This window comes from Streptomyces sp. N50, assembly GCF_033335955.1.
GTDB lineage: Bacteria > Actinomycetota > Actinomycetes > Streptomycetales > Streptomycetaceae > Streptomyces.
Genome location: NZ_CP137549.1, coordinates 9,103,218 through 9,121,378, shown reverse-complemented (window position 1 = coordinate 9,121,378; position 18,161 = coordinate 9,103,218). Strand labels below are relative to the sequence as shown.

16 protein-coding genes are annotated in these 18,161 nt (G+C 71.3%); 13 read left to right on the top strand and 3 right to left on the bottom strand.

Annotated features, from left to right (window positions below; all coding sequences use genetic code 11):
- Positions 1-33 precede the first annotated feature (33 nt).
- The 9 genes from R2B38_RS40425 (at position 34) to R2B38_RS40385 (ending at position 9,283) form a co-directional block, all read left to right on the top strand.
- Positions 34-249, top strand: a complete 216-nt coding sequence (locus R2B38_RS40425) for a ferredoxin (protein ID WP_411978535.1) — start codon at positions 34-36, stop codon at positions 247-249.
- 8 nt (positions 250-257) lie between these two features.
- Positions 258-1,502: a cytochrome P450 gene (locus tag R2B38_RS40420; protein WP_318020764.1), complete on the top strand. Its 1,245-nt coding sequence runs from the start codon at positions 258-260 to the stop codon at positions 1,500-1,502.
- A 5-nt stretch (positions 1,503-1,507) separates the two neighbouring features.
- Positions 1,508-2,308, top strand: coding sequence for an SDR family oxidoreductase (locus R2B38_RS40415; protein ID WP_318020763.1), 801 nt, complete (start codon positions 1,508-1,510; stop codon positions 2,306-2,308).
- A 78-nt stretch (positions 2,309-2,386) separates the two neighbouring features.
- Positions 2,387-3,553 (top strand): amidohydrolase family protein, encoded by a 1,167-nt coding sequence (locus tag R2B38_RS40410; RefSeq protein ID WP_318020762.1) that lies wholly within the window; start codon positions 2,387-2,389, stop codon positions 3,551-3,553.
- Between the two features lie 60 nt (positions 3,554-3,613).
- Positions 3,614-4,825 carry a Xaa-Pro peptidase family protein gene (locus R2B38_RS40405; protein WP_318020761.1) on the top strand — a complete coding sequence of 404 codons (1,212 nt, stop codon included), beginning with the start codon at positions 3,614-3,616 and terminating at the stop codon, positions 4,823-4,825.
- Positions 4,815-5,939: a M24 family metallopeptidase gene (locus tag R2B38_RS40400; RefSeq protein WP_318020760.1), complete on the top strand. Its 1,125-nt coding sequence runs from the start codon at positions 4,815-4,817 to the stop codon at positions 5,937-5,939. The genes R2B38_RS40405 and R2B38_RS40400 overlap by 11 nt, the downstream gene beginning before the upstream one ends.
- Before the next feature lie 11 nt (positions 5,940-5,950).
- The gene (locus R2B38_RS40395; RefSeq protein WP_318020759.1) at positions 5,951-6,802 is read left to right on the top strand and encodes an enoyl-CoA hydratase/isomerase family protein; all 852 of its coding nucleotides are present in this window, start codon (positions 5,951-5,953) and stop codon (positions 6,800-6,802) included.
- Positions 6,775-6,921: a hypothetical protein gene (locus R2B38_RS40390; protein WP_318020758.1), complete on the top strand. Its 147-nt coding sequence runs from the start codon at positions 6,775-6,777 to the stop codon at positions 6,919-6,921. The genes R2B38_RS40395 and R2B38_RS40390 overlap by 28 nt, the downstream gene beginning before the upstream one ends.
- 34 nt (positions 6,922-6,955) lie before the next feature.
- A complete protein-coding gene (locus R2B38_RS40385; RefSeq protein ID WP_318021914.1) occupies positions 6,956-9,283 on the top strand; it encodes a CoA transferase in 2,328 nt (775 codons plus the stop codon).
- Here R2B38_RS40385 and R2B38_RS40380 read toward each other — a convergent pair.
- Positions 9,258-10,145: a LysR family transcriptional regulator gene (locus R2B38_RS40380; protein ID WP_318020757.1), complete on the bottom strand. Its 888-nt coding sequence runs from the start codon at positions 10,143-10,145 to the stop codon at positions 9,258-9,260. The genes R2B38_RS40385 and R2B38_RS40380 overlap by 26 nt on opposite strands.
- 115 nt (positions 10,146-10,260) lie before the next feature.
- Between R2B38_RS40380 and R2B38_RS40375 the strand changes: the two genes are divergently transcribed.
- Positions 10,261-11,154, top strand: coding sequence for an MBL fold metallo-hydrolase (locus tag R2B38_RS40375; protein ID WP_318020756.1), 894 nt, complete (start codon positions 10,261-10,263; stop codon positions 11,152-11,154).
- A gap of 9 nt (positions 11,155-11,163) precedes the next feature.
- Here R2B38_RS40375 and R2B38_RS40370 read toward each other — a convergent pair whose 3' ends face one another.
- The gene (locus tag R2B38_RS40370) at positions 11,164-12,672 is read right to left on the bottom strand and encodes a serine/threonine-protein kinase (RefSeq protein WP_318020755.1); all 1,509 of its coding nucleotides are present in this window, start codon (positions 12,670-12,672) and stop codon (positions 11,164-11,166) included.
- 272 nt (positions 12,673-12,944) lie between these two features.
- On the opposite strand from R2B38_RS40370, the gene R2B38_RS40365 reads away from it, so the two are divergent.
- From R2B38_RS40365 to R2B38_RS40355, 3 genes are all read left to right on the top strand, one after another.
- Complete coding sequence (locus R2B38_RS40365) at positions 12,945-15,182, top strand: MMPL family transporter (RefSeq protein WP_318020754.1); 2,238 nt, start codon at positions 12,945-12,947, stop codon at positions 15,180-15,182.
- Positions 15,183-15,314: 132 nt separating this feature from the next.
- The gene (locus R2B38_RS40360) at positions 15,315-16,637 is read left to right on the top strand and encodes a sensor histidine kinase (protein ID WP_411978534.1); all 1,323 of its coding nucleotides are present in this window, start codon (positions 15,315-15,317) and stop codon (positions 16,635-16,637) included.
- Entirely contained in the window at positions 16,634-17,290 is a 657-nt protein-coding gene (locus R2B38_RS40355; protein WP_033280385.1) for a response regulator, read from the top strand. The genes R2B38_RS40360 and R2B38_RS40355 overlap by 4 nt, the downstream gene beginning before the upstream one ends.
- Before the next feature lie 18 nt (positions 17,291-17,308).
- On the opposite strand, the gene R2B38_RS40350 is transcribed toward R2B38_RS40355, so the two are convergent.
- Positions 17,309-18,091, bottom strand: a complete 783-nt coding sequence (locus tag R2B38_RS40350; RefSeq protein ID WP_318020752.1) for an alpha/beta fold hydrolase — start codon at positions 18,089-18,091, stop codon at positions 17,309-17,311.
- Between the last annotated feature and the right edge of the window lie 70 nt (positions 18,092-18,161).

Below are 18,161 nucleotides of genomic sequence, written 5' to 3'. Positions count from 1 at the left end.
CGTTCTGCCCCGGAAGCCATGAGGGAGCAGCCCGTGAAGATCACCGTCGAGCAGGACAAATGCGTTGCGGCCGGCCAGTGTGCGGCCACCGCGCCGGACGTGTTCGACCAGCGCGAGGAGGACGGTGTCGTCGTCCTGCTGACCGACGACCCGCCCGCCGAACTGGCAGACGACGTCCGTGACGCGGCCGCCGTCTGCCCCGCGCTGGCGATCCACATCGCGCACTGGACACCCCGGACGACACCTTGAGGATGGACATGTCCGACGCACTGACAGGCGCCGCGACCAGCGGCACCGCCGAGGTCCCCGAGTGGCCGATGCCGCGGGCGGAGGGCTGCCCGTTCGATCCGCCCCCGGCGCTGCGGGAGTTGACCGCCGAGAGGCCCCTCGCCAAGGTGCGGATCTGGGACGGCAGCACCCCGTGGATCGTCACCGGCCACGCCGAGCAGCGCGCTCTGCTCGGCGACCCCCGGGTCAGTGTCGACGAACGGCTGCCCGGTTTCCCGCACTGGCACGAGGGCATGGCGGCGGCGGTGGACTACCGCCCGCGTTCGGTGTTCAACTCGGACGCCCCCGAGCACACCGGGTTCCGCCGGATCATGACCAAGCCGTTCACCTTCAAGCGGGTGGAGGCGCTGCGCCCGACCATCCAGAAGATCACCGACGAGCTGATCGACGCGATGCTGGCCGGACCGAAGCCGGCCGACCTGGTCGAGGCGCTGGCGCTGCCGTTGCCGACCCTGATGATCAGCGAGCTGCTGGGCGTGCCCTACGAGGACCACGACTTCTTCCAGGAGAACGCCGCGCGCGGCATCGCCCACGACGTGTCCGCCGAGGAGAGCATGCGGACCTTCGGGGCGCTCAACGACTACCTGGTGCGGCTCGTCGAGAAGAAGGCCGCCGAACCCGCGGACGACGCGCTGTCCGAGATCGCGGCACTCGTCACCTCCGGCGACATCAGCGTGTCCGAGGCGGCCATGATGGGCACGGGGCTGCTCATCGCGGGCCACGAGACCAGCGCCAACATGATCGGCCTCGCCGTCGTCGCGCTGCTGGAGCACCCCGGCCAGCTGGCGGTCCTGCGGGACACCGACGACCCGAAGGTCGTCGCGGGCGCGGTGGAGGAACTGCTGCGCTACCTGGGCATCATCCACGGCGGCCAGCGGCGGATCGCCAAGGAGGACATCGAGATCGGCGGCGAGGTGATCCGCGCCGGCGAGGGCATCGTCATCGAACTCTTCAGCGCCAACCGGGACGCACACGTCTTCCCCGACCCCGACGCGCTGGACCTGCGCCGGGAGAACGCCCGGCACCACAACGCGTTCGGCTTCGGCATCCACCAGTGCGTGGGCCAGCAACTCGCCCGCGTGGAACTCCAGGTCGTCTACGGCACGCTCTTCCGCCGGATCCCCGGCCTGCGCCTGGCCGAGCCGCTGGACCGGATCCAGTTCAAGCACGACCGGCTGGCCTACGGCGTCTACTCGCTGCCCGTCACATGGTGACCGCGATGGCCAAGGAACTGTCGGAGAAGGTGGCCGTGGTCACCGGCGGAGCGGCGGGCCTGGGGCGCGCGACCGTCGAGAGGCTTCTCGAGGACGGGGCCCGCGTCGTCATCGCCGATCTCGACCCGGACCTCGGCGAGACCCTGGCGAACGGCTACGGCCCGGCCGTCCGTTTCCGGCGGACGGACGTCGCGGACGCCGAACAGGTCCGGGGACTCGTCGACTTCGCGGTGAAGGAGTTCGGCGGCCTGCACCTCATGGTCAACAACGCCGGTGTGTCGGGCGCCATGCACCAGCACTTCCTCGACGAGGACTTCGCCGACTTCCAGCACGTCCTCTCGGTCAACCTGCTCGGCGTGATGGTCGGCACCCAGGCCGCAGCCCGGCACATGGCGGCGAACGGCGGCGGATCCATCGTCAACGTCAGCTCCGTGGGCGGGATCCAGGCCGGCGCGAGCGTCCCGACCTACCGCGCCTCGAAGGCCGCGGTCATCCACTTCACCAAGGGCGTGGCCGTCGACCTCGCCGAGTACGGCATCCGCGTCAACTGCGTGGCGCCGGGCGGCATCCCGACCCAGTTGCTCGCCTCCGCGACGGCGGCCGGGCAGGAGGGCGACGCCGAGGAGATGACCCGCCGCATCCGCGCCCACATGGCGGCCGTCCAGCCGCTGGAGCGAGTGGGCACCCCCAGGGACGTGGCGGAAGCCGTCGCCTACCTGGGCGGCGACCGCTCGCTGCACACCACCGGCACGGTGCTGACGATCGACGGCGGGACGACGGCGGGCCCGAAGCCTCTGCGGGCCTGACCCTCCCCTCCCCCGCACGACAGGAGCAGACGAACCACGCACGGACGTGAAACCCGCGGCTCCCCATGGAGGACAATGATGTCCAGCCAGTCACCCACCCTGTATCCCCCCGAAGGCTTCGGTCCGCCAAAGGACCGGCACGGCCACGCCGACGGCTCCTCGCCGGGCCTTCCGCCGGGCACCGAGGTGTTCTCCGCCGACAACCACATCTCCCTCGCGGACGACATCTTCTACGACCGCTTCCCCGAGCGGCTCAGGAACCAGGCACCGCGGGTCTGGTACGAGGACGGCGCCTACGAGCTGGGAATGGGCGGAAAGTCGTTCCTGCCGGGCGAGTTCAGCCACGTCCTCATGCAGTACGACCCCCTGACCGGCGCCGGCAGCAACAACCTCGAAGGACGCATCGAGGAACTGCGCTCGGACGGCATCGCGAAGGAACTGGCGTTCCCCAACGCGCTGTTGGCCCTGTTCCACTACCCCGACAAAGAGGTCCGCGAGCTCTGCTTCCGGATCTACAACGAGTACATCGCCGGCTTGCAGGAACGCTCCGGGGGCCGCTTCCACGGCGTCGGCCTCATCAACTGGTGGGACGCGCAAGGGACTCGACGCACCCTGGAGGAGATGAAGGGCCTGGGGCTGAAGACCTTCCTCATGCCGCTGAACCCCGGGGCGGACGACGCGGGCAACCCCATCGACTACTCCGGCGCCGCGATGATCCCGGTCTGGGACGCGATCGAGGAGGCGGGACTCCCGGTGTCCCACCACATCGGCGAGACCGGGCTCAAGGCCCCCTGCGAGGTCAACGCCATAGCCGTCGGCATGGTGGCGAACGTGGCGCCGTACCGGGAGATGTTCGGGAGGTACGTCCTCGGCGGCATCCTCGACCGTCATCCGGGGCTGCGCGTCGGGTGGTTCGAGGGCGGCGTGAACTGGGTGCCCTCCGCGCTCCAGGACGCCGAACACCTCCTCGCCTCCTACCGGCACATGCTGGACCGTCCGGTGGAGCACGACGTCCAGCACTACTGGGACCAGCACATGTACGCGTCCTTCATGGTCGATCCGCTCGGCCTCGAACTGGTCGACCGCATCGGGGTGGACCGGGTCATGTGGTCCGCCGACTACCCGCACAACGAGAGCACGTTCGGCTACTCGGAGAAGTCGATCGCGATGGTCGTGGACGCCGTCGGACCCGAGAAGGCGTCCCGCGTGGTCAGCGGCAACGTCAAGGAGTACCTCGGCCTGTAGTGCCGGCCCGGACCACGAGAAACGACGGCGAAGCTCCATGACCTCGTGAGGGAGACGGGAATGACCGTCATCGACATCCCGGCCGCACCCGACCCGACCCGCATGAACCGCGAACGCGGCGCACGGCTGCGCACTGCCATGGCGGGACAGGGCGTCGACGCCCTGATCCTGCTCGGCAACAACGCGGTGACCTACGCGACCGGAGCGAGCTGGCCGCTCGGCGACTCCGGCCTCGCCCACGTCGACCGCCCCGTGGCGGTGGTGGTGGCGGACGACCCGTGGCCCCATCTGTTCATGCCGTTCCGCGAAGGCACCTCGGCACGGTCGCCGCTGCCCGCCGACCACGTCCACCCGCCGGTCTACCTCGAATTCGACGAAGGGGTACGGAACTTCGCGGCCGTGGTCGCCGACCTCGTGCCCGGCGGAGCGCGGGTCGCCGTCGACGAGGTGACCGGGGCGATGCACCGAGCACAGAAGGCGCTGTTCCCCGGCGGGCCTCCCGGCGACGCGGCGCCGGTCCTGACCGCGGCCAAGGTGATCAAGACGCCCGACGAACTGGCCTGTATCCGGAGCGCTTTGCGGATCACCGAGCGCGCCATGGCCGACGTCGAAGGGTCGCTGGCACCGGGCATGCGGCAGATCGACCTGTCGGCCGCGTTCGTCCGCCGGGCCTACGAACACGGTGCCCTGGCCAACGTGCTCGACCCCATCTGGCAGGTGATGCCCAACTCCCGGGCGGCCGGGGTCTGGACCACCCACGGCGACCTCGCCCTCCCCCTGCTGACGACGGAGCGGGAACTGGCCCGGGGCGACGTCCTGTGGACCGACGTGAGCATCAACTACGCCGGATATTGCTCGGACTTCGGCCGGACCTGGATCGTCGGACAGGACCCGGACCCGCGTCAGCGGGCGCAGTTCACCCAGTGGTGGGACATCCACAGCGCGGTCAAGGACGTGCTGCGGGCGGGGGCCACCGCCGCCGATCTGACCCGGGCCGCCATCACCGCGAACGGCGGCTCGAAACCCTGGCTCCCCCACTTCTACCTGGGCCACGGCATGGGCACGGACCCCGCCGAGATGCCCTTCGTCGGCACCGATCTGGGTGAGGAGTTCGACGCCCAACTGGTGCTCCAGGCAGGCATGGTGCTCGTCCTGGAACCCGTGGTCTGGGAGGACGGCACCGGCGGCTACCGCAGCGAGGAGGTCCTGGTGATCGAGGAAGAGGGCTGGACAGCCCTGACCGACTACTCCTACGCCCCTTATGGCGACTGAGGTCCTGCCGGACGACCGCGCTCTCCGCAGTGGGCGGCGGGAGCGCGCGCTGGCACACATGGCAGCCCACGACCTCGACATCCTCGTCCTCGGGCGGAGCGCCAACGTCCGTTACGTCACCGGGGCCCGCGGACTGTGGACAGCGGGCACCCATCCCTTCGCCCCGGCCGCCGTGGTGGTCCGCGCCACGGGCGCCATCCACATGCTCAGCACCTGGGACGAGGGCATCCCCGACGACATCCCGCACGAGCGGTTGTACGGCCTGACGTGGAACCCGATGAACTGGGTGGCGGTGATCCGGGACATCGAGGGAGCAGCCACCGCCCGCCGGGTGGGCACGGACACCATCTCGCCGACCTTCGCCCAACTCCTGCCCCTGGCCTTCCCGTTCGCCGACCTGGTCGACGGCGAACCGGCCATGCGCGCCGCCCGCCGGGTCAAGACGCCGGAGGAGATCGTGGCCCTCCGGCAGGCCATCGATGTGGCCGAGGCGAGCCTGGCGGCGGCGGTGGCCGAACTACGGCCCGGCGTCAGCGAGCAGCACCTGTCGGGCGTACTCCTGGAGGCCGCGGCGGCCGGTGGCGTGACCACACCGGCGACCCAGGAGGTGGCGTGGGTGACATCCCGGGACCACCCCTGGCGTCGGGTGGACGGAGACGGCCGGGTGGGCCCGGGCGACCTCGTGTCCCTCACGGCCGGCGTGGTCGCGGGCGGATACATCGGCGAGGTCGGCCGCACCTGGCCGGTCGAGGGCGGCGACCGGAACGCCGTCCGTGACCTGTACCGGCGATCCGACGCCCTGTGGGAGCCGCTGTTCGCGGCCTGCCGGCCGGGCGCGCCGACCAGTGACCTGCTCGCCGCGTACGACACGGCCGGCGAGCCCCTGCCCCCCATGCCCGTCGCCCGCGGCCTCGGCCTGGGTTTCGACCCGCCCGTGGTCACCTCCGGCCTGCCCGCCACCGCCGCCGAGGAACGCCTCGAACCCGGCATGGCCTTGGCCGTGACCGGCTACGTCTGGCGCCGGGGCATGGGTGCCGTACTGCGCCGGGAAGCGGTGCTCATCACCCCGGACGGCGCCGAACCACTGACCTCAAGTCCCGTCTGGAAACGGTAGTTAGGACCCGCATGCCTGACAGCACGCGTCCTTCGGCGGAGGAGATCATCCGCTACGAGAAGGACCCCAGGACGAAGATCGCCACCCTCACCCTGGACCGGCCCGACGCCCTCAACGCACCGACCGCGGCGGCCCGGCTGCGCTTCGGGGACCTCCTGCACCGCGCCAACGTCGACGACGAGGTGAAGGTCCTGGTGATCCGGGGCATCGGCGACGACCTCGGCTCCGGCGCCGACATCACCGAGACCATGGAGATGCACGCCGCTCCGACCGCAGGGCCACTCCTGTCGGAGCTCGGCCTCGACGAGGAGGACGACGTCCGCTATCCCCCCAAGGGCTCCTACCGCTACGGCGGAACCCCGTCCCAGTGGTACGCGAATCCCGGGGCCGGCTGCCGCAGCCTCCAGGACTTCAAGAAGATCAGCATCCTGGAGGTCAAGGGCTACTGCTACGGCTGGCACTTCTACCAGGCCGCCGACGCCGACCTGGTGATCTCCTCCGACGACGCCCTCTTCGGCCACCCGTCCTTCCGCTACGTCGGCTGGGCACCCCGGATGTGGACCTGGGCGCAGACGATGGGCCTGCGGAAGTTCCAGGAGATGGTGTTCACCGGCAGGCCCTTCACTGCCCTGGAGATGTACGAGTGCAACTTCCTCAACAGCGTCGTCCCCGGGACGAGTTGGAGAAGGAGGTGGACAAGTACGCGCTGGCCTGCGCCCGCACCCGGCCGACCGACACGGTGTTCATGCAGAAGGTCTTCTTCGAGATCTTCAAACAGCACCAGGGCGAGTACATGGGCTCCCTGCTCACCGGTCTCCTCGAATCGGTCGGCGGGATGGCCCGGGCCGACGGCAACGACCTGATGCTCGACCGGGAGACGGTCGACGGCGGCGTACCGAACGCGGTCCGGAGCAACGACGACCGCTTCCCGCCGGACTTCCGGCTGAGCAGGTCGGGCCGCGAACGAAGGGACGACTCTTGAGCCCCGCCCCGCCGAACCCCCGCTCAGCGGCTGCCTGGTGGTGGACCTGTCCACGGGAATCCCCGGCGCCTACTGCACGAAGCTGCTCGCCGACGGGGGCGCCCAGGTCGTCAAGGCCGAGCCTGCGGAAGGCGATCCGCTACGACGGTGGTCGGCGTCCGGCGCCACGGTCCAACCCGGCGACGACGGGGCCCTGTTCAGCTTCCTGGCCTGCTCGAAGGAGAGCGTCGTAGGCGATCCGGAGCTGGTGCGCGGGCTCCTGGAGTCGGCGGACGTCGCGGTGTGGTCGCCGGGCTCCCCGCTGTCCCCGCACGAGATCCACCGTGCCCATCCGCATCTCGTCGTCACGTCGATCACGCCGTTCGGTCTGGAGGGGCCGTGGCGGGACCGGGCGGCCACCGAGTTCACGCTGCAGGCCTGGTCCGGCGGCATCGTCGGGCTGGGGCGCGGCGCACCCGACCGGGCGCCGGTCCACGTGGGAGGCCAGGTCGGTGACTGGGTGTCGGGGGCGTACGCCGCCGCCGCGACCATGGCCGTACGACTGCGCGCTCCCGGCACGGGCGAACTGATCGACCTCTCGATGCTCGAGGCGCATGTCCTGTCCCTCACCTACCACCCGGTGACGTTCCGGGACATGCTGGAGCGGCCGTGGCAGCGCACGCGCAGGCTGAACACGCCGGGCGTGGCCACCGCCAAGGACGGGCTCGTGGCGCTCGGGTGCGCGACCGCCCAGCAGTTCTTCGACCTCTGCGCGATGGTCGGCCACCCGGAGTGGATCGACGAGAAGAACCCGGTCTCGATCGGCGAACGGACCACCGCGATGGCCCCGGTGATCCAGGAGTGGATCGCCGGCCGGACGGTCGCGGAGGTCCGCGAGCTGGCCACGGCGTTCCGCATCCCCAACTCCGCGGTCGTCAACGGCGCCAACGCCCCGGCCATGGACCACTTCGAAGCACGCCGGAGCTTCCTGCCCAACCCGCGCGACGGCTTCCTCCAGCCCGCCCCGCCCTTCCGGCTGGAACCCGCGCGGTCACGTCCGCCGGGCCCGGCCCCGCGGCTCGGCGAGCACACCGAGAGCCACCGTGGCGCGGCGCGTCGGGCGCGCGGGAAGACGGGCGCCGGACTGTCGTTCAGCGGTCTGCGGGTCCTGGACATGACCGCCTTCTGGGCCGGCCCCTCGTGCACGCAGGTTCTCGCGCTGCTCGGGGCCGAGGTGATCCATCTGGAGTCGACGTCGCGGCCCGACGGCACCCGGCTGATCTCGGGTGTCCCGCCGACCGTGGACCAGTGGTGGGAGCGGTCGCCGATCTTCGCGGGCCTCAACACCAACAAGAAGAGCCTGACCCTCGACTTCCGCACCGAGCGGGCATGCGACCTGCTGCGCCGGCTGATCGCGACCTGCGACGTCGTCGTCGAGAACTACACCCCGCGCGTCCTGGACCAACTCGGCCTGGACTACGAGGCGTTACGGGCCCTGCGCCCCGATGTCGTCATGGTCCGCATGCCGGGCTTCGGTCTCGACGGACCGTGGCGCGACAACGCCGCGTTCGCCTTCGTCATCGAGGACGCGTCGGGACTGACCTGGCTCACCGGCCATCCGGAGCGCAATCCCGTCGAGCCGTACTCGATCGGCGACCCGAACGCCGGCATCCACGCGCTGAACGGCCTGCTGCTGGCCCTGGAGCACCGGCGCCGGACCGGCGAGGGAGCACTGGTGGAGGCGGCCATGGTCGACGCGGCTCTGAACGTGGCCGCCGAGCAGGTCGTCGAGTACTCGGCCTACGGCGCACTGCTGGAGCGGGCCGGGAACCGGGGGCCTCGCGCGGCCCCGCAGAACCTGTATCTCACCGCGGAGCAGGACGAGTTCGGCCGGCGGGACTCCTGGGTGGCGATAGCCGTGGCCACCGACGAACAGTGGGAGGCGCTGCGCGACGCCCTCGGCCGCCCGGGCTGGGCGTCGAGCCCCGAGCTGTCCACCGCCGAGGGACGGCACAGGCACCATGACGCCCTCGACGAGCAGCTCTCAGCCTGGTGCCGTGAGCGCGGTGCCGACGAGATCGTCGACCGCCTCTGGCCGGCCGGTGTCCCGGTGGGCAAGGTGACGCAGCCGCACCGGCAGGCCGAGTTGGAGCAGCTGAGGTGCCGCGGCTTCTTCGAGGAGGTCGACCACCCCGTGGGCGGCCGGGCCCGCTACAGCACCCTGCCGGTCCGGCTCTCCCGGAGCCCTGCGCACCGCCGGCTGCGCCACGCTCCCCTGCTCGGCCGGCACAACCACGAGCTGCTGGCCGAACTCGGCCTGACGGCACAGGAGATCACCGCGCTGGAGGCCGACGGCGTCATCGGCCGGGCGCCGGTCCGGTAGTCGTGCCGTGCACGGACTCGGCGATCCGCACGAACGACCGGATCCGCGCGGTGGCGTCGGCATCGCGCCACGCGATGACGAGTGCGCTCGGCGGCATGTCGGTCAGCGGCACCACGGTCAGGCCGTCCGGCAGGTCGTGCCCGAGCGGCATCAGCCCCACGGTGCCGTTCCACAGCACCGACTGCAGACACTCACGGGCCGTCCGCACGACGGGCCCGTCACGGCGCCGGCCGTCGCCCGCCGACCCGGTCCAGTAGGCCTCCCAGACCGGGTCCGTGCCGTCCGGGAAGCGGAACCAGCGGCGCTCGGCGAGGTCGGCCAGGCGCAGTCCGTCGCGGTCGGCGAGCGGGTCGTCCGTGCGGAGGACCACGCCGACCCGCTCCGAGCGCAGGGTCCGGGTGGCGATGCCGGTGTCGTCGAAGGGCGTCCTGGTCAGCGCCACGTCGACGAGCCCGGCCCGCAGTCCCGCGGTCGGGTCGGTCAGGTCCGACTCACGGATGAGGATGCGAGCGCCGGGGTGGTGCTCCCGGTACGCGGCGGCGAGCCGGGTGCCGAACTGCACCACGCTGTCCGCGAGCGTCCCCACCGTCAGGGTGACCGGTCCGGCCAGGTCGCTCACCCGGGCCCGCACCCGGTCGGCCTGCGCCAGCAGGGCGCGCGCCTCCTCGTGGAGCAGGACACCGGCCGGGGTCAGCGCCACTCCCGTCGGCGAGCGGAGCAGCAGGACACAGCCGAGGTCGGTCTCCAGCTGCTTGATCGCCCGGCTCAGCGGCGGCTGGGTCATCCGCAGGCGCGCGGCGGCCCGGCCGAAGTGGAGTTCCTCGGCGACCGCCACGAAGTAGCGCAGCGTGCGTAGCTCCATGACCGGCGATGATACCGACGCGGTATCGGCCGTGCAGGATCGGTCTTGGACAGCCCCGGGGGTCCGGCGGTGGAGTGGTGGGAGGACAAGATCGACGTACTGCTGAGGAGTCTCCATGGCCGACCGTGTGGCGCACGACCCCGTCGTGCACATCACCGACGTGCGGGAACTGGACCGCGACCTGGTGGTCGTGCCCGACGGGCGGGTGCAGTTGGTGCCCAACATCGGTGTCATCGGCGGCCGGGACGCGGTGCTCGTCGTGGAGACGGGCCTGGGCCCGCGGAACGCCGAGAAGGTGCTGGAGTTCGCGACCGAGTACGCCAAGGGACGCCGGCTGTACCTCACGACGACCCACTTCCACCCTGAACACGCCTTCGGGGCGGGGGCGTTCGCGGGCGAGGCGACGTTCCTCGTGAACCGAGGGCAGGCCGAGGACCTGAAGGTGAAGGGCCCCGGCTATCTCGACATGTTCCGGGGCCTCGGTGAACCGGTCGCCCGGCAGCTCGACGGCGCTGTCCTGCCCGAGCCCGACCTCGTTTACGACGATGCCTACGACCTCGAACTGGGCGGCCGTGTCGTGCAGTTGAGGGCGACCGGCCGGGCGCACACCAAGGGCGACCAGGTGGTGCGGGTGCCGGACGCGGGCGTGCTGTTCACCGGGGACCTCGTGGAGACCAGGCAGTTCGCCATCTTCCCGTGGTTCCCGCCGTACGACACCGATGTGTCCGGCACGCGCTGGCTCGGGGTGATGGAGCGGCTCGCGGGCGAGGGGGCGCGGGTCGTCGTACCGGGCCACGGGGCCCTGGGCGGGCCGGAGTTGCTCGCGGACGTCCGTGACTATCTGCGGCTGCTGCGGGACGAGACATGGGTGCGGCGCGACTCGGCGATGAGCGAGGAGACGATCGTCGAGGAGGTCAGGGCGCTCATGGTCCAGCGGCATCCGGAGTGGACCGAACGGGACTGGATCGACAAGGGCGTCGGCTGCCTGTGCGCCGAACACCCCGCGTGAGCCCGCGAGTTACGACGCGCTCGTCACGAAGCCGTCCCTGACCCTGTCGAAGACGGGACGGTAGGCGTCCCACTTCGCGTCCGGGGCCGAGAGGTAGATGTCGTACTCGCGGCCGCCCTCCCGCCCGAAGCCGAGGTCGATGGCGCGGAACACCCGGGCCCGGCCCTGGAAGGTGAACTCCCAGATGGCGGCGGGCTGTTGCTGGAAGGTGGTCTGCTGCATCCGGAGCCTGCGGTACGAGGGGTAGTTGACCTTGGTGTTGGCCTCGATGTCCGCGAAGTGCGTGCTCGGGTCGGGGCCCGCCGGGTCGACGATCCCGATGGTGATCCCGGCCAGGCCCGTCTCGTCGGTGTAGGTGACGCCCTCCGCCGTCCGCTTACCGGCCTTCCAGCCGTCCGGAACCGGGAAGGAGACGCCGAGTTGACGGTCCCGGACGAGGTGATAGCCCTCCGGCACGGGCGACGCCGAGGCCGAGGCCGTCGTCGTGGGCTGCGAAGTCGCGTGGGCGGGCGCGGACTTGGACGTCGTGTGCAGCACGAACGCCGTGGCCGCGACAGCGGCGGCCACGGCGATGGAGATCGCCCCGATCACGAACCCCTTGCGGCTCCGGCGCCGCCCGCGGCCGGAGTCTCCCGCAGGTTTCGGCTCCGCCGCCATGGCGGTCAAGTCGGCTTCCGGTGGCTGGAGTTGAGCCGTCGACTCGCCCCACCAAGCACTCTGCAGGGCCCGTTCCGTCTGTTCCGCCGTCGGCCGTTCGCCGGGCTCCTTGACGAGCAGGGCCTCGATGAGCGGCTCCAGCGGTCCAGCCTGCTTCATGGGTTCGAGTGGGTCCACCGCGATGGCGTACGCGGTCTCCATCGCGGTGACCCGGCGGAACGGCGGGCGTCCCTCGACGGCCTGGTAGAGGGTGGCGCCCAGGGCCCAGAGGTCGGAGGCGGTGCCGGGGGTGAGCCCGCGGACGCGTTCCGGGGCCATGTAGTGGATGGAGCCGACCATCTCGCCGGTCTTGGTGAGGGTCGACGTCCCGTCCGTCATGGCGATGCCGAAGTCGGTGAGGACGAGCCGGTCGCCGGCGCCGAGCAGGACGTTGCCGGGCTTGACGTCACGGTGCAGCACACCGGCGGCGTGGGCGGCGCGCAGGGCGGCGACCATGCCGAGGCCGATGCGGGCCGCCTCCTGGTACGGGAGGGTCCGGCCGTCCTCGAGGAGTTCGGCGAGCGTGGGGCCGGGGACGTACTCCATGACGATGCAGGGGCGGCCCTCGTCGTCCACGACGTCATGGACGACGATCACGTTCGGGTGCGCGATGCGGGCGGCGCTGCGGGCCTCGCGGCGGGTGCGCTCGAAGAGGGTGGCGAGTTCGTCGACGGAGAGTTCCGGGCGGGCGTGGAGCCGCTTGACGGCGACCTGGCGGCCGAGCACCTCGTCGTCGGCCCGCCAGACGGTGCCCATGCCGCCCCGGCCGATCTGCTCGGTCAGCCGGTAGCGCCCGGCGATGCGACGCCCTTCGTCCGACACGGTGTCCTCCGCCGGTTCTGTCCCCGTTCGATTCGCCTGGTCACCATAACCGGCTCTTGTCCCGGATCGTGTGGGCCGGATCACGGCGCCCGTCTCGACCCCGGGGGGCGTCCACCTCGACTGGAGGGTGGAGAGGGTCTAGTACCCCGGTACTAGTCACCCCGGCCGCTTTCACTTCCCCGGTGCCGCGGACGCGAGGAAAGCCGCTCATAGCGTGAAGGCGTGGGTCGCGCAGGCCCTCCTCTTTCTATCGAACCTGGTGGGAGTACCCCATGGCCACCCTCCTCTACCGGCTGGGCCGGTTCTCGTTCAGGCGGCGACGGCTCGTCCTGATGCTGTGGATCGCCGTCCTGGCGGCCGTCGGCATCGGTGCCATGAGTGTCACGACGAACACGTCCGACAGCTTCGCCCTCCCCGGCACACAGTCGCAGAAGGCGATCGACCTGCTGGAGAAGGAGTTCCCGCAGGCATCGGCCTCCGGCGCCACCGCCCGCGTGGTGTTCGAGGCGCCCAAGGGCCACACACTGGCCTCCGGCGCCGACAGGACCGAGGTCCAGTCGCTGATCGCCGACCTCAAGAAGGCGCCCCAGGTCGCGAGCGTCGCCGACCCGTACCAGAGCGGCCTGATCAGCAAGTCCGGCACCATCACCTACGCCCAGGTCACCTACAAGGTCGGCCAGCCCGACGTCACCGACGCGGCGCGCGCCGCGCTGCACTCCGTGGCCGACCGCGGCGAGAAGGCCGGCCTCGCGGTGAGCATGGGCGGCAACGCCGTACAGGAGAAGGCGGGCAGCAGCAGCACCGAGTTGATCGGTCTGCTGATCGCGGCCGTGGCGCTCGTGATCACCTTCGGGTCGCTCCTCGCGGCCGGGCTGCCCCTGCTGACGGCGATCTTCGGGGTCGGCACGGCGGTCGCCGCCATCACACTCGCGGGCTCGGTCTTCAACCTCAGCTCGGCCGCCTCGACGCTGGCCCTGATGCTGGGCCTCGCCGTGGCCATCGACTACGCCCTGTTCATCGTCTCCCGGTACCGCAGCGAGATCCGGGAGGGCCACGAACCGGAGGAGGCCGCGGGCCGCGCCCTGGGCACCGCCGGTTCCGCGGTGGTCTTCGCCGGTCTCACCGTCGTCATCGCCCTGGCCGGTCTGAGCATCATCGGCATCAGCATGCTGACCACGATGGGCCTGGGCGCCGCCTTCGCGGTCGTGGTCGCCGTACTGATCGCGCTGACCCTGCTGCCCGCGGTGCTGGGCTTCGCCGGGATGCGGATCATGGGCAGCCGGTTCACCAGCCGCCGGATGCGCGCTCTCCAGGAGGGCGGCAAGGGCGAGACGGCGGGCGTGCGCTGGGCCCGGTTCGTGACCCGCAACCCGCTGAAGATGCTGGTCGTCTCCGTCGTCGGGCTCGGCATCCTGGCCATCCCCGTGCTGTCGATGCGCCTGGCCCTGCCGGACGACAGCACGTCCTCGCCGGGCACCAGCGAGCGCATCGCCTACGACACGATCACCAAGGGCTTCGGCGACGGCTACAACGGCCCGCTGACCGTGGTCGTCGACGGCCAGAACAGCAGCGACGCCAAGACCGCGGCACAGGACGCGGCCGCTCAGCTCGGCAAGATGTCCGATGTCGCCGCCGTGCGCCCCGCGGTGTTCAACCAGAGCGGCAACGTGGCGCTGATCTCCGTCGTGCCGAAGAGCTCGCCCAGCAGCGCGGCCACCGTCGACCTGGTCTCCGAGATCCGCGACCGGGGCCCCGCCCTGAAGGACGACACCGGCGCCGAACTGCTGGTCACCGGCACCACCGCGCTGAACATCGACGCGTCGAACAAGCTCAGCGGCGCCCTGATCCCCTACCTGGGAGTGGTCGTCGGCCTGGCCCTGATCCTGCTGCTCCTCGTCTTCCGCTCGATCCTGGTCCCGCTCAAGGCGGCCCTCGGCTTCCTGCTCAGCGTGCTCGCCACGCTCGGTGTCGTGGTCGCGGTCTTCCAGTGGGGCTGGCTGGCCGACCTGTTCGGCGTCGACCAGACCTCGCCGATCGTGAGCGTCCTGCCGATCTTCATGATCGGCGTGGTGTTCGGGCTCGCCATGGACTACGAGGTGTTCCTGGTGACCCGGATGCGTGAGGAGTACGTCCACGGGGCCGAGCCCACGGAGGCGGTGATCGCGGGGTTCCGGTACAGCGCCCGGGTGGTCACGGCCGCCGCGGTCATCATGATCTCCGTGTTCGCCGGCTTCCTGCTGGACGACGTGGCGCTGATCAAGTCGATCGGCCTGGGCCTCGCGGCCGCCGTCCTCTTCGACGCGTTCGTCGTCCGGATGACGCTCGTGCCCGCGGTCATGACCCTGCTCGGCCGCCGCGCCTGGACGCTGCCCGGCTGGCTGGACCGGGTGCTGCCCAACGTCGACGTCGAGGGCGAAGGGCTGCGCCACCTGCTGACCGAGACCCCGGACGACGGCTCCACCGGCCCGGACAAGGCGCCCGTGTCGTCCGGCGCCACCGGCAAGAGCTGAGGCAGCGGCCGTACGATCCACACCAGGACGCCGTTCCCGGTCGTACGGCCCCGCCCCTGTCGACCACACCGTCCCCGCCCGCCGGTCCCCTTCCCCCCGGGACCGGCGGGCGGCCCGCCTGCACCATGGAGGGTGTCTCCCGTGACCGCACCGCCGACGGACCGGACCGTCAAGCCGCAGATCCTGATCGGGCAGACCCGGCTGGGCGACTCCGAGTACCGGTCGGTCGTCCGGCTGCTCACCTGGCTGGGGCGGGTGCGGGCGGCCGACGTGGCGCATCCGCGGGTCAGGCTCTGGGGGGTGCCCGCCTTCTACGCCCTCGGCGGCGTTCCGGCCCTGGTGCGCGCGGCCCAGGACTCCGGCCCCGCGTTCGTGCTGATGCTGGCGGTCACGGCGGGGTACACCGTGCCGTTGCTGTGGCGCAGGCAGCGGCCCGTGCTGGTCTTCGCCGCCCTGGTCGTCCTCTCCGAGGTGTGCCTGTTCCTGGGGGTGGACTCGGGTTCGAGCGCGACCCAGTTGGTGGCGCTGCTGAACGTGGGACGCTTCGGGGCTCCCGGCCAGCTGGCCGTCGCCGTCACGTACAACCTCGTGCAGACGTTCGCCTCGATCATCTTCTTCAACGGCCTCAAGGCGCAGAGCCAGACGGCCAGCACCCCGGTGCTGGCGTTCCTGGCCGTGGTCGCCATCCTCTCGATGGCCGCGCTGGGCCTGGCCGGAAAACTGGTGAACGCCTACATCGAGGCCCTCCAGGAGCACGCCGTACGGCTGGAGATGGAACGCGACCAGCGCGCCCAGCTGGCCGCGGCGACCGAACGCGCCCGCGTGGCACGGGAGATGCACGACATCCTCGGCCACACCCTCGCCGTGATCGTCGGCCTCGCGGGCGGCGCCGCCGGACTCGCCGAGGCGAAGCCGAAGCGGGGCGCGGACACCCTGCGGATCATCGCCGACAGCGGCCGAGGTGCCCTGGCCGAACTGCGCAGGCTGCTCGCCGTCATCCACGACGACGAACCCGGCGACACCCCGCTCGCGCCCCAGCCCGGGCTGGCCGATCTGGGCGCCCTGATGGAACGGGTGCGGGCCGCGGGCCCCGCCGCGACCCTCCGCCTCAAGGGCGAACTCACCGGTCTCGCCCAGGGACTTCAGCTCGCCGTCTACCGCATCGTGCAGGAAGCCCTCACCAACACGCTCAAGCACACGGCACCGGACACGACCGTCGAGGTCACGGTGACGGCCGCCCCCGACGCGGTGATCGTCACCGTCGAGGACACCGGCCCGCACCAGGCGTCCGGCACCGGCGAACAGGGCAAGGGCCTCGTCGGCATGCGCGAACGGGCCGCGCTCTACGGCGGACAGGTCGTCGCGGGCCCCAACTCCCGTGGCGGCTGGACCGTCCGCGCCCTCCTGGTCCCCCTCCCCACCGCCCCCGACCTCACGGAGAAGCACCCGGCATGACCACCGTCCTCATCGTCGACGACCAGGCCCTCCAGCGCCTCGGCTTCAGCATGCTCATCGAGCAGTACCCCGACCTGAGCACCGTCGGCGAGGCCACGCACGGCGGCGAGGCGGTCCGGCTGGCGGCCGAACTCCGCCCCGACGTCGTCCTGATGGACGTCCGCATGCCCGGCATGGACGGCATCGAGGCCACCCGCAGGATCGTGCGGTCGGGCGGCCGCTCCCGCGTCCTGGTGCTGACCACCTTCGACCTCGACGAGTACGCGTACGCGGCACTCCGCGCCGGGGCCAGCGGCTTCCTCCTCAAGGACGCGCTGCCCGAGGAACTCGTCGCCGGCATCCGCGCGGTGGCCGCCGGGGACGCCGTCATCTCCCCCGGCCTGACCCGCAAACTCATCGACGCCTTCGCCGACCGCATGCCCGGCCGCACCGCCGAACAGGACCGCCGCCTCGACGCCCTCACCGACCGGGAGCGCGAGGTCCTCACGGTCATGGCGGCCGGCTGGAGCAACACCGAGATCGCCGAACGGCTGTGCCTCGCCGAGTCCACCGTCAAGTCCCACGTCAGCCGCATCCTCGCCAAGATCGGCGCGCGGGACCGGGTGCAGGCGGTGATCTTCGCGTACGACGCGGGGCTGGTACGGCCGGCCTGAGGTGGGCGGGGGCTGGTCTCAGGCCGGCGTCGACACGAAGTCGGCGAGCAGCGAGGTGAGTTGGGCCGGTTTCTCCACGGGCAGTTCGTGCCCGGCGTCGACGATCCGGACGGCCGCGTCCGGGTAGGCGTTGGCCATCCGCAGCATCTGGGAGAGGGGCAACTGGATGTCGTGGTACCCGTGCACGATGAGCGTCGGCGCGCTGATCCCGCCGACGCGGTCCAGCACGTCGAAGGCCCGCATCGCGCCGTAGCAGGTCATGACGACCTCGCGCGGTGTCGCGGCGGAGGCGTCGATGTACTCGCGGATCTTCTCCTTGGGGTAGCCGGGGGCGAAGGCGCGCTGGATGTTGACGGCGACGAAGAGCTTGAACGGCAGCAGCGTGGACACCGCCAGCAGCAGTCCGCGCGACCGGCTGTAGGTCATGCGGCTGATCGAGTCGACCAGCACCATCCGCTCGACCCGCTCGGGATGGTCCAGGACGAGGGTCTGGGCGATCATCCCGCCCATGGAGTGCCCGACCGGCACGAACCGGCCGACCTCCAGATGGTCGAGCAACGCGACGACATCCGCGGCGAGTTCGGCGACGGTCCGCGCTCCCGCGCCGGTGCTCTCCCCGTGCCCGCGCAGGTCGAGCCGTATGACCCGGCGCCCGCCCGCGAAGTGCGCGAACTGGTCGTCCCAGCGGTGCCGGTCGGCCGTCCAGCCGTGCATGAACACGAGCGGCACGCCGCCGTCTCCGTCACGGGGGCCTTCGTCGTCGTACACGAGTACTGCGCCGTTGACTTCGAGCTTCGGCATGGGTGACTCCTGTGGTGCGGCATCGACCGGCGTGGTGCCGATCTTGCCCTGGGCACAACGGAGTCGGCCG

Bases quoted from the DNA above. Each gene is read 5' to 3' on its own strand.
- R2B38_RS40420 (WP_318020764.1), top strand. From the start codon at position 258: ATGTCCGACGCACTGACAGGCGCCGCGACCAGCGGCACCGCCGAGGTC.
- R2B38_RS40415 (WP_318020763.1), top strand. From the start codon at position 1,508: ATGGCCAAGGAACTGTCGGAGAAGGTGGCCGTGGTCACCGGCGGAGCG.
- R2B38_RS40410 (WP_318020762.1), top strand. From the start codon at position 2,387: ATGTCCAGCCAGTCACCCACCCTGTATCCCCCCGAAGGCTTCGGTCCG.
- R2B38_RS40405 (WP_318020761.1), top strand. From the start codon at position 3,614: ATGACCGTCATCGACATCCCGGCCGCACCCGACCCGACCCGCATGAAC.
- R2B38_RS40400 (WP_318020760.1), top strand. From the start codon at position 4,815: ATGGCGACTGAGGTCCTGCCGGACGACCGCGCTCTCCGCAGTGGGCGG.
- R2B38_RS40395 (WP_318020759.1), top strand. From the start codon at position 5,951: ATGCCTGACAGCACGCGTCCTTCGGCGGAGGAGATCATCCGCTACGAG.
- R2B38_RS40390 (WP_318020758.1), top strand. From the start codon at position 6,775: ATGGCCCGGGCCGACGGCAACGACCTGATGCTCGACCGGGAGACGGTC.
- R2B38_RS40380 (WP_318020757.1), bottom strand. From the start codon at position 10,145: ATGGAGCTACGCACGCTGCGCTACTTCGTGGCGGTCGCCGAGGAACTC.
- R2B38_RS40375 (WP_318020756.1), top strand. From the start codon at position 10,261: ATGGCCGACCGTGTGGCGCACGACCCCGTCGTGCACATCACCGACGTG.
- R2B38_RS40365 (WP_318020754.1), top strand. From the start codon at position 12,945: ATGGCCACCCTCCTCTACCGGCTGGGCCGGTTCTCGTTCAGGCGGCGA.
- R2B38_RS40355 (WP_033280385.1), top strand. From the start codon at position 16,634: ATGACCACCGTCCTCATCGTCGACGACCAGGCCCTCCAGCGCCTCGGC.
- R2B38_RS40350 (WP_318020752.1), bottom strand. From the start codon at position 18,091: ATGCCGAAGCTCGAAGTCAACGGCGCAGTACTCGTGTACGACGACGAA.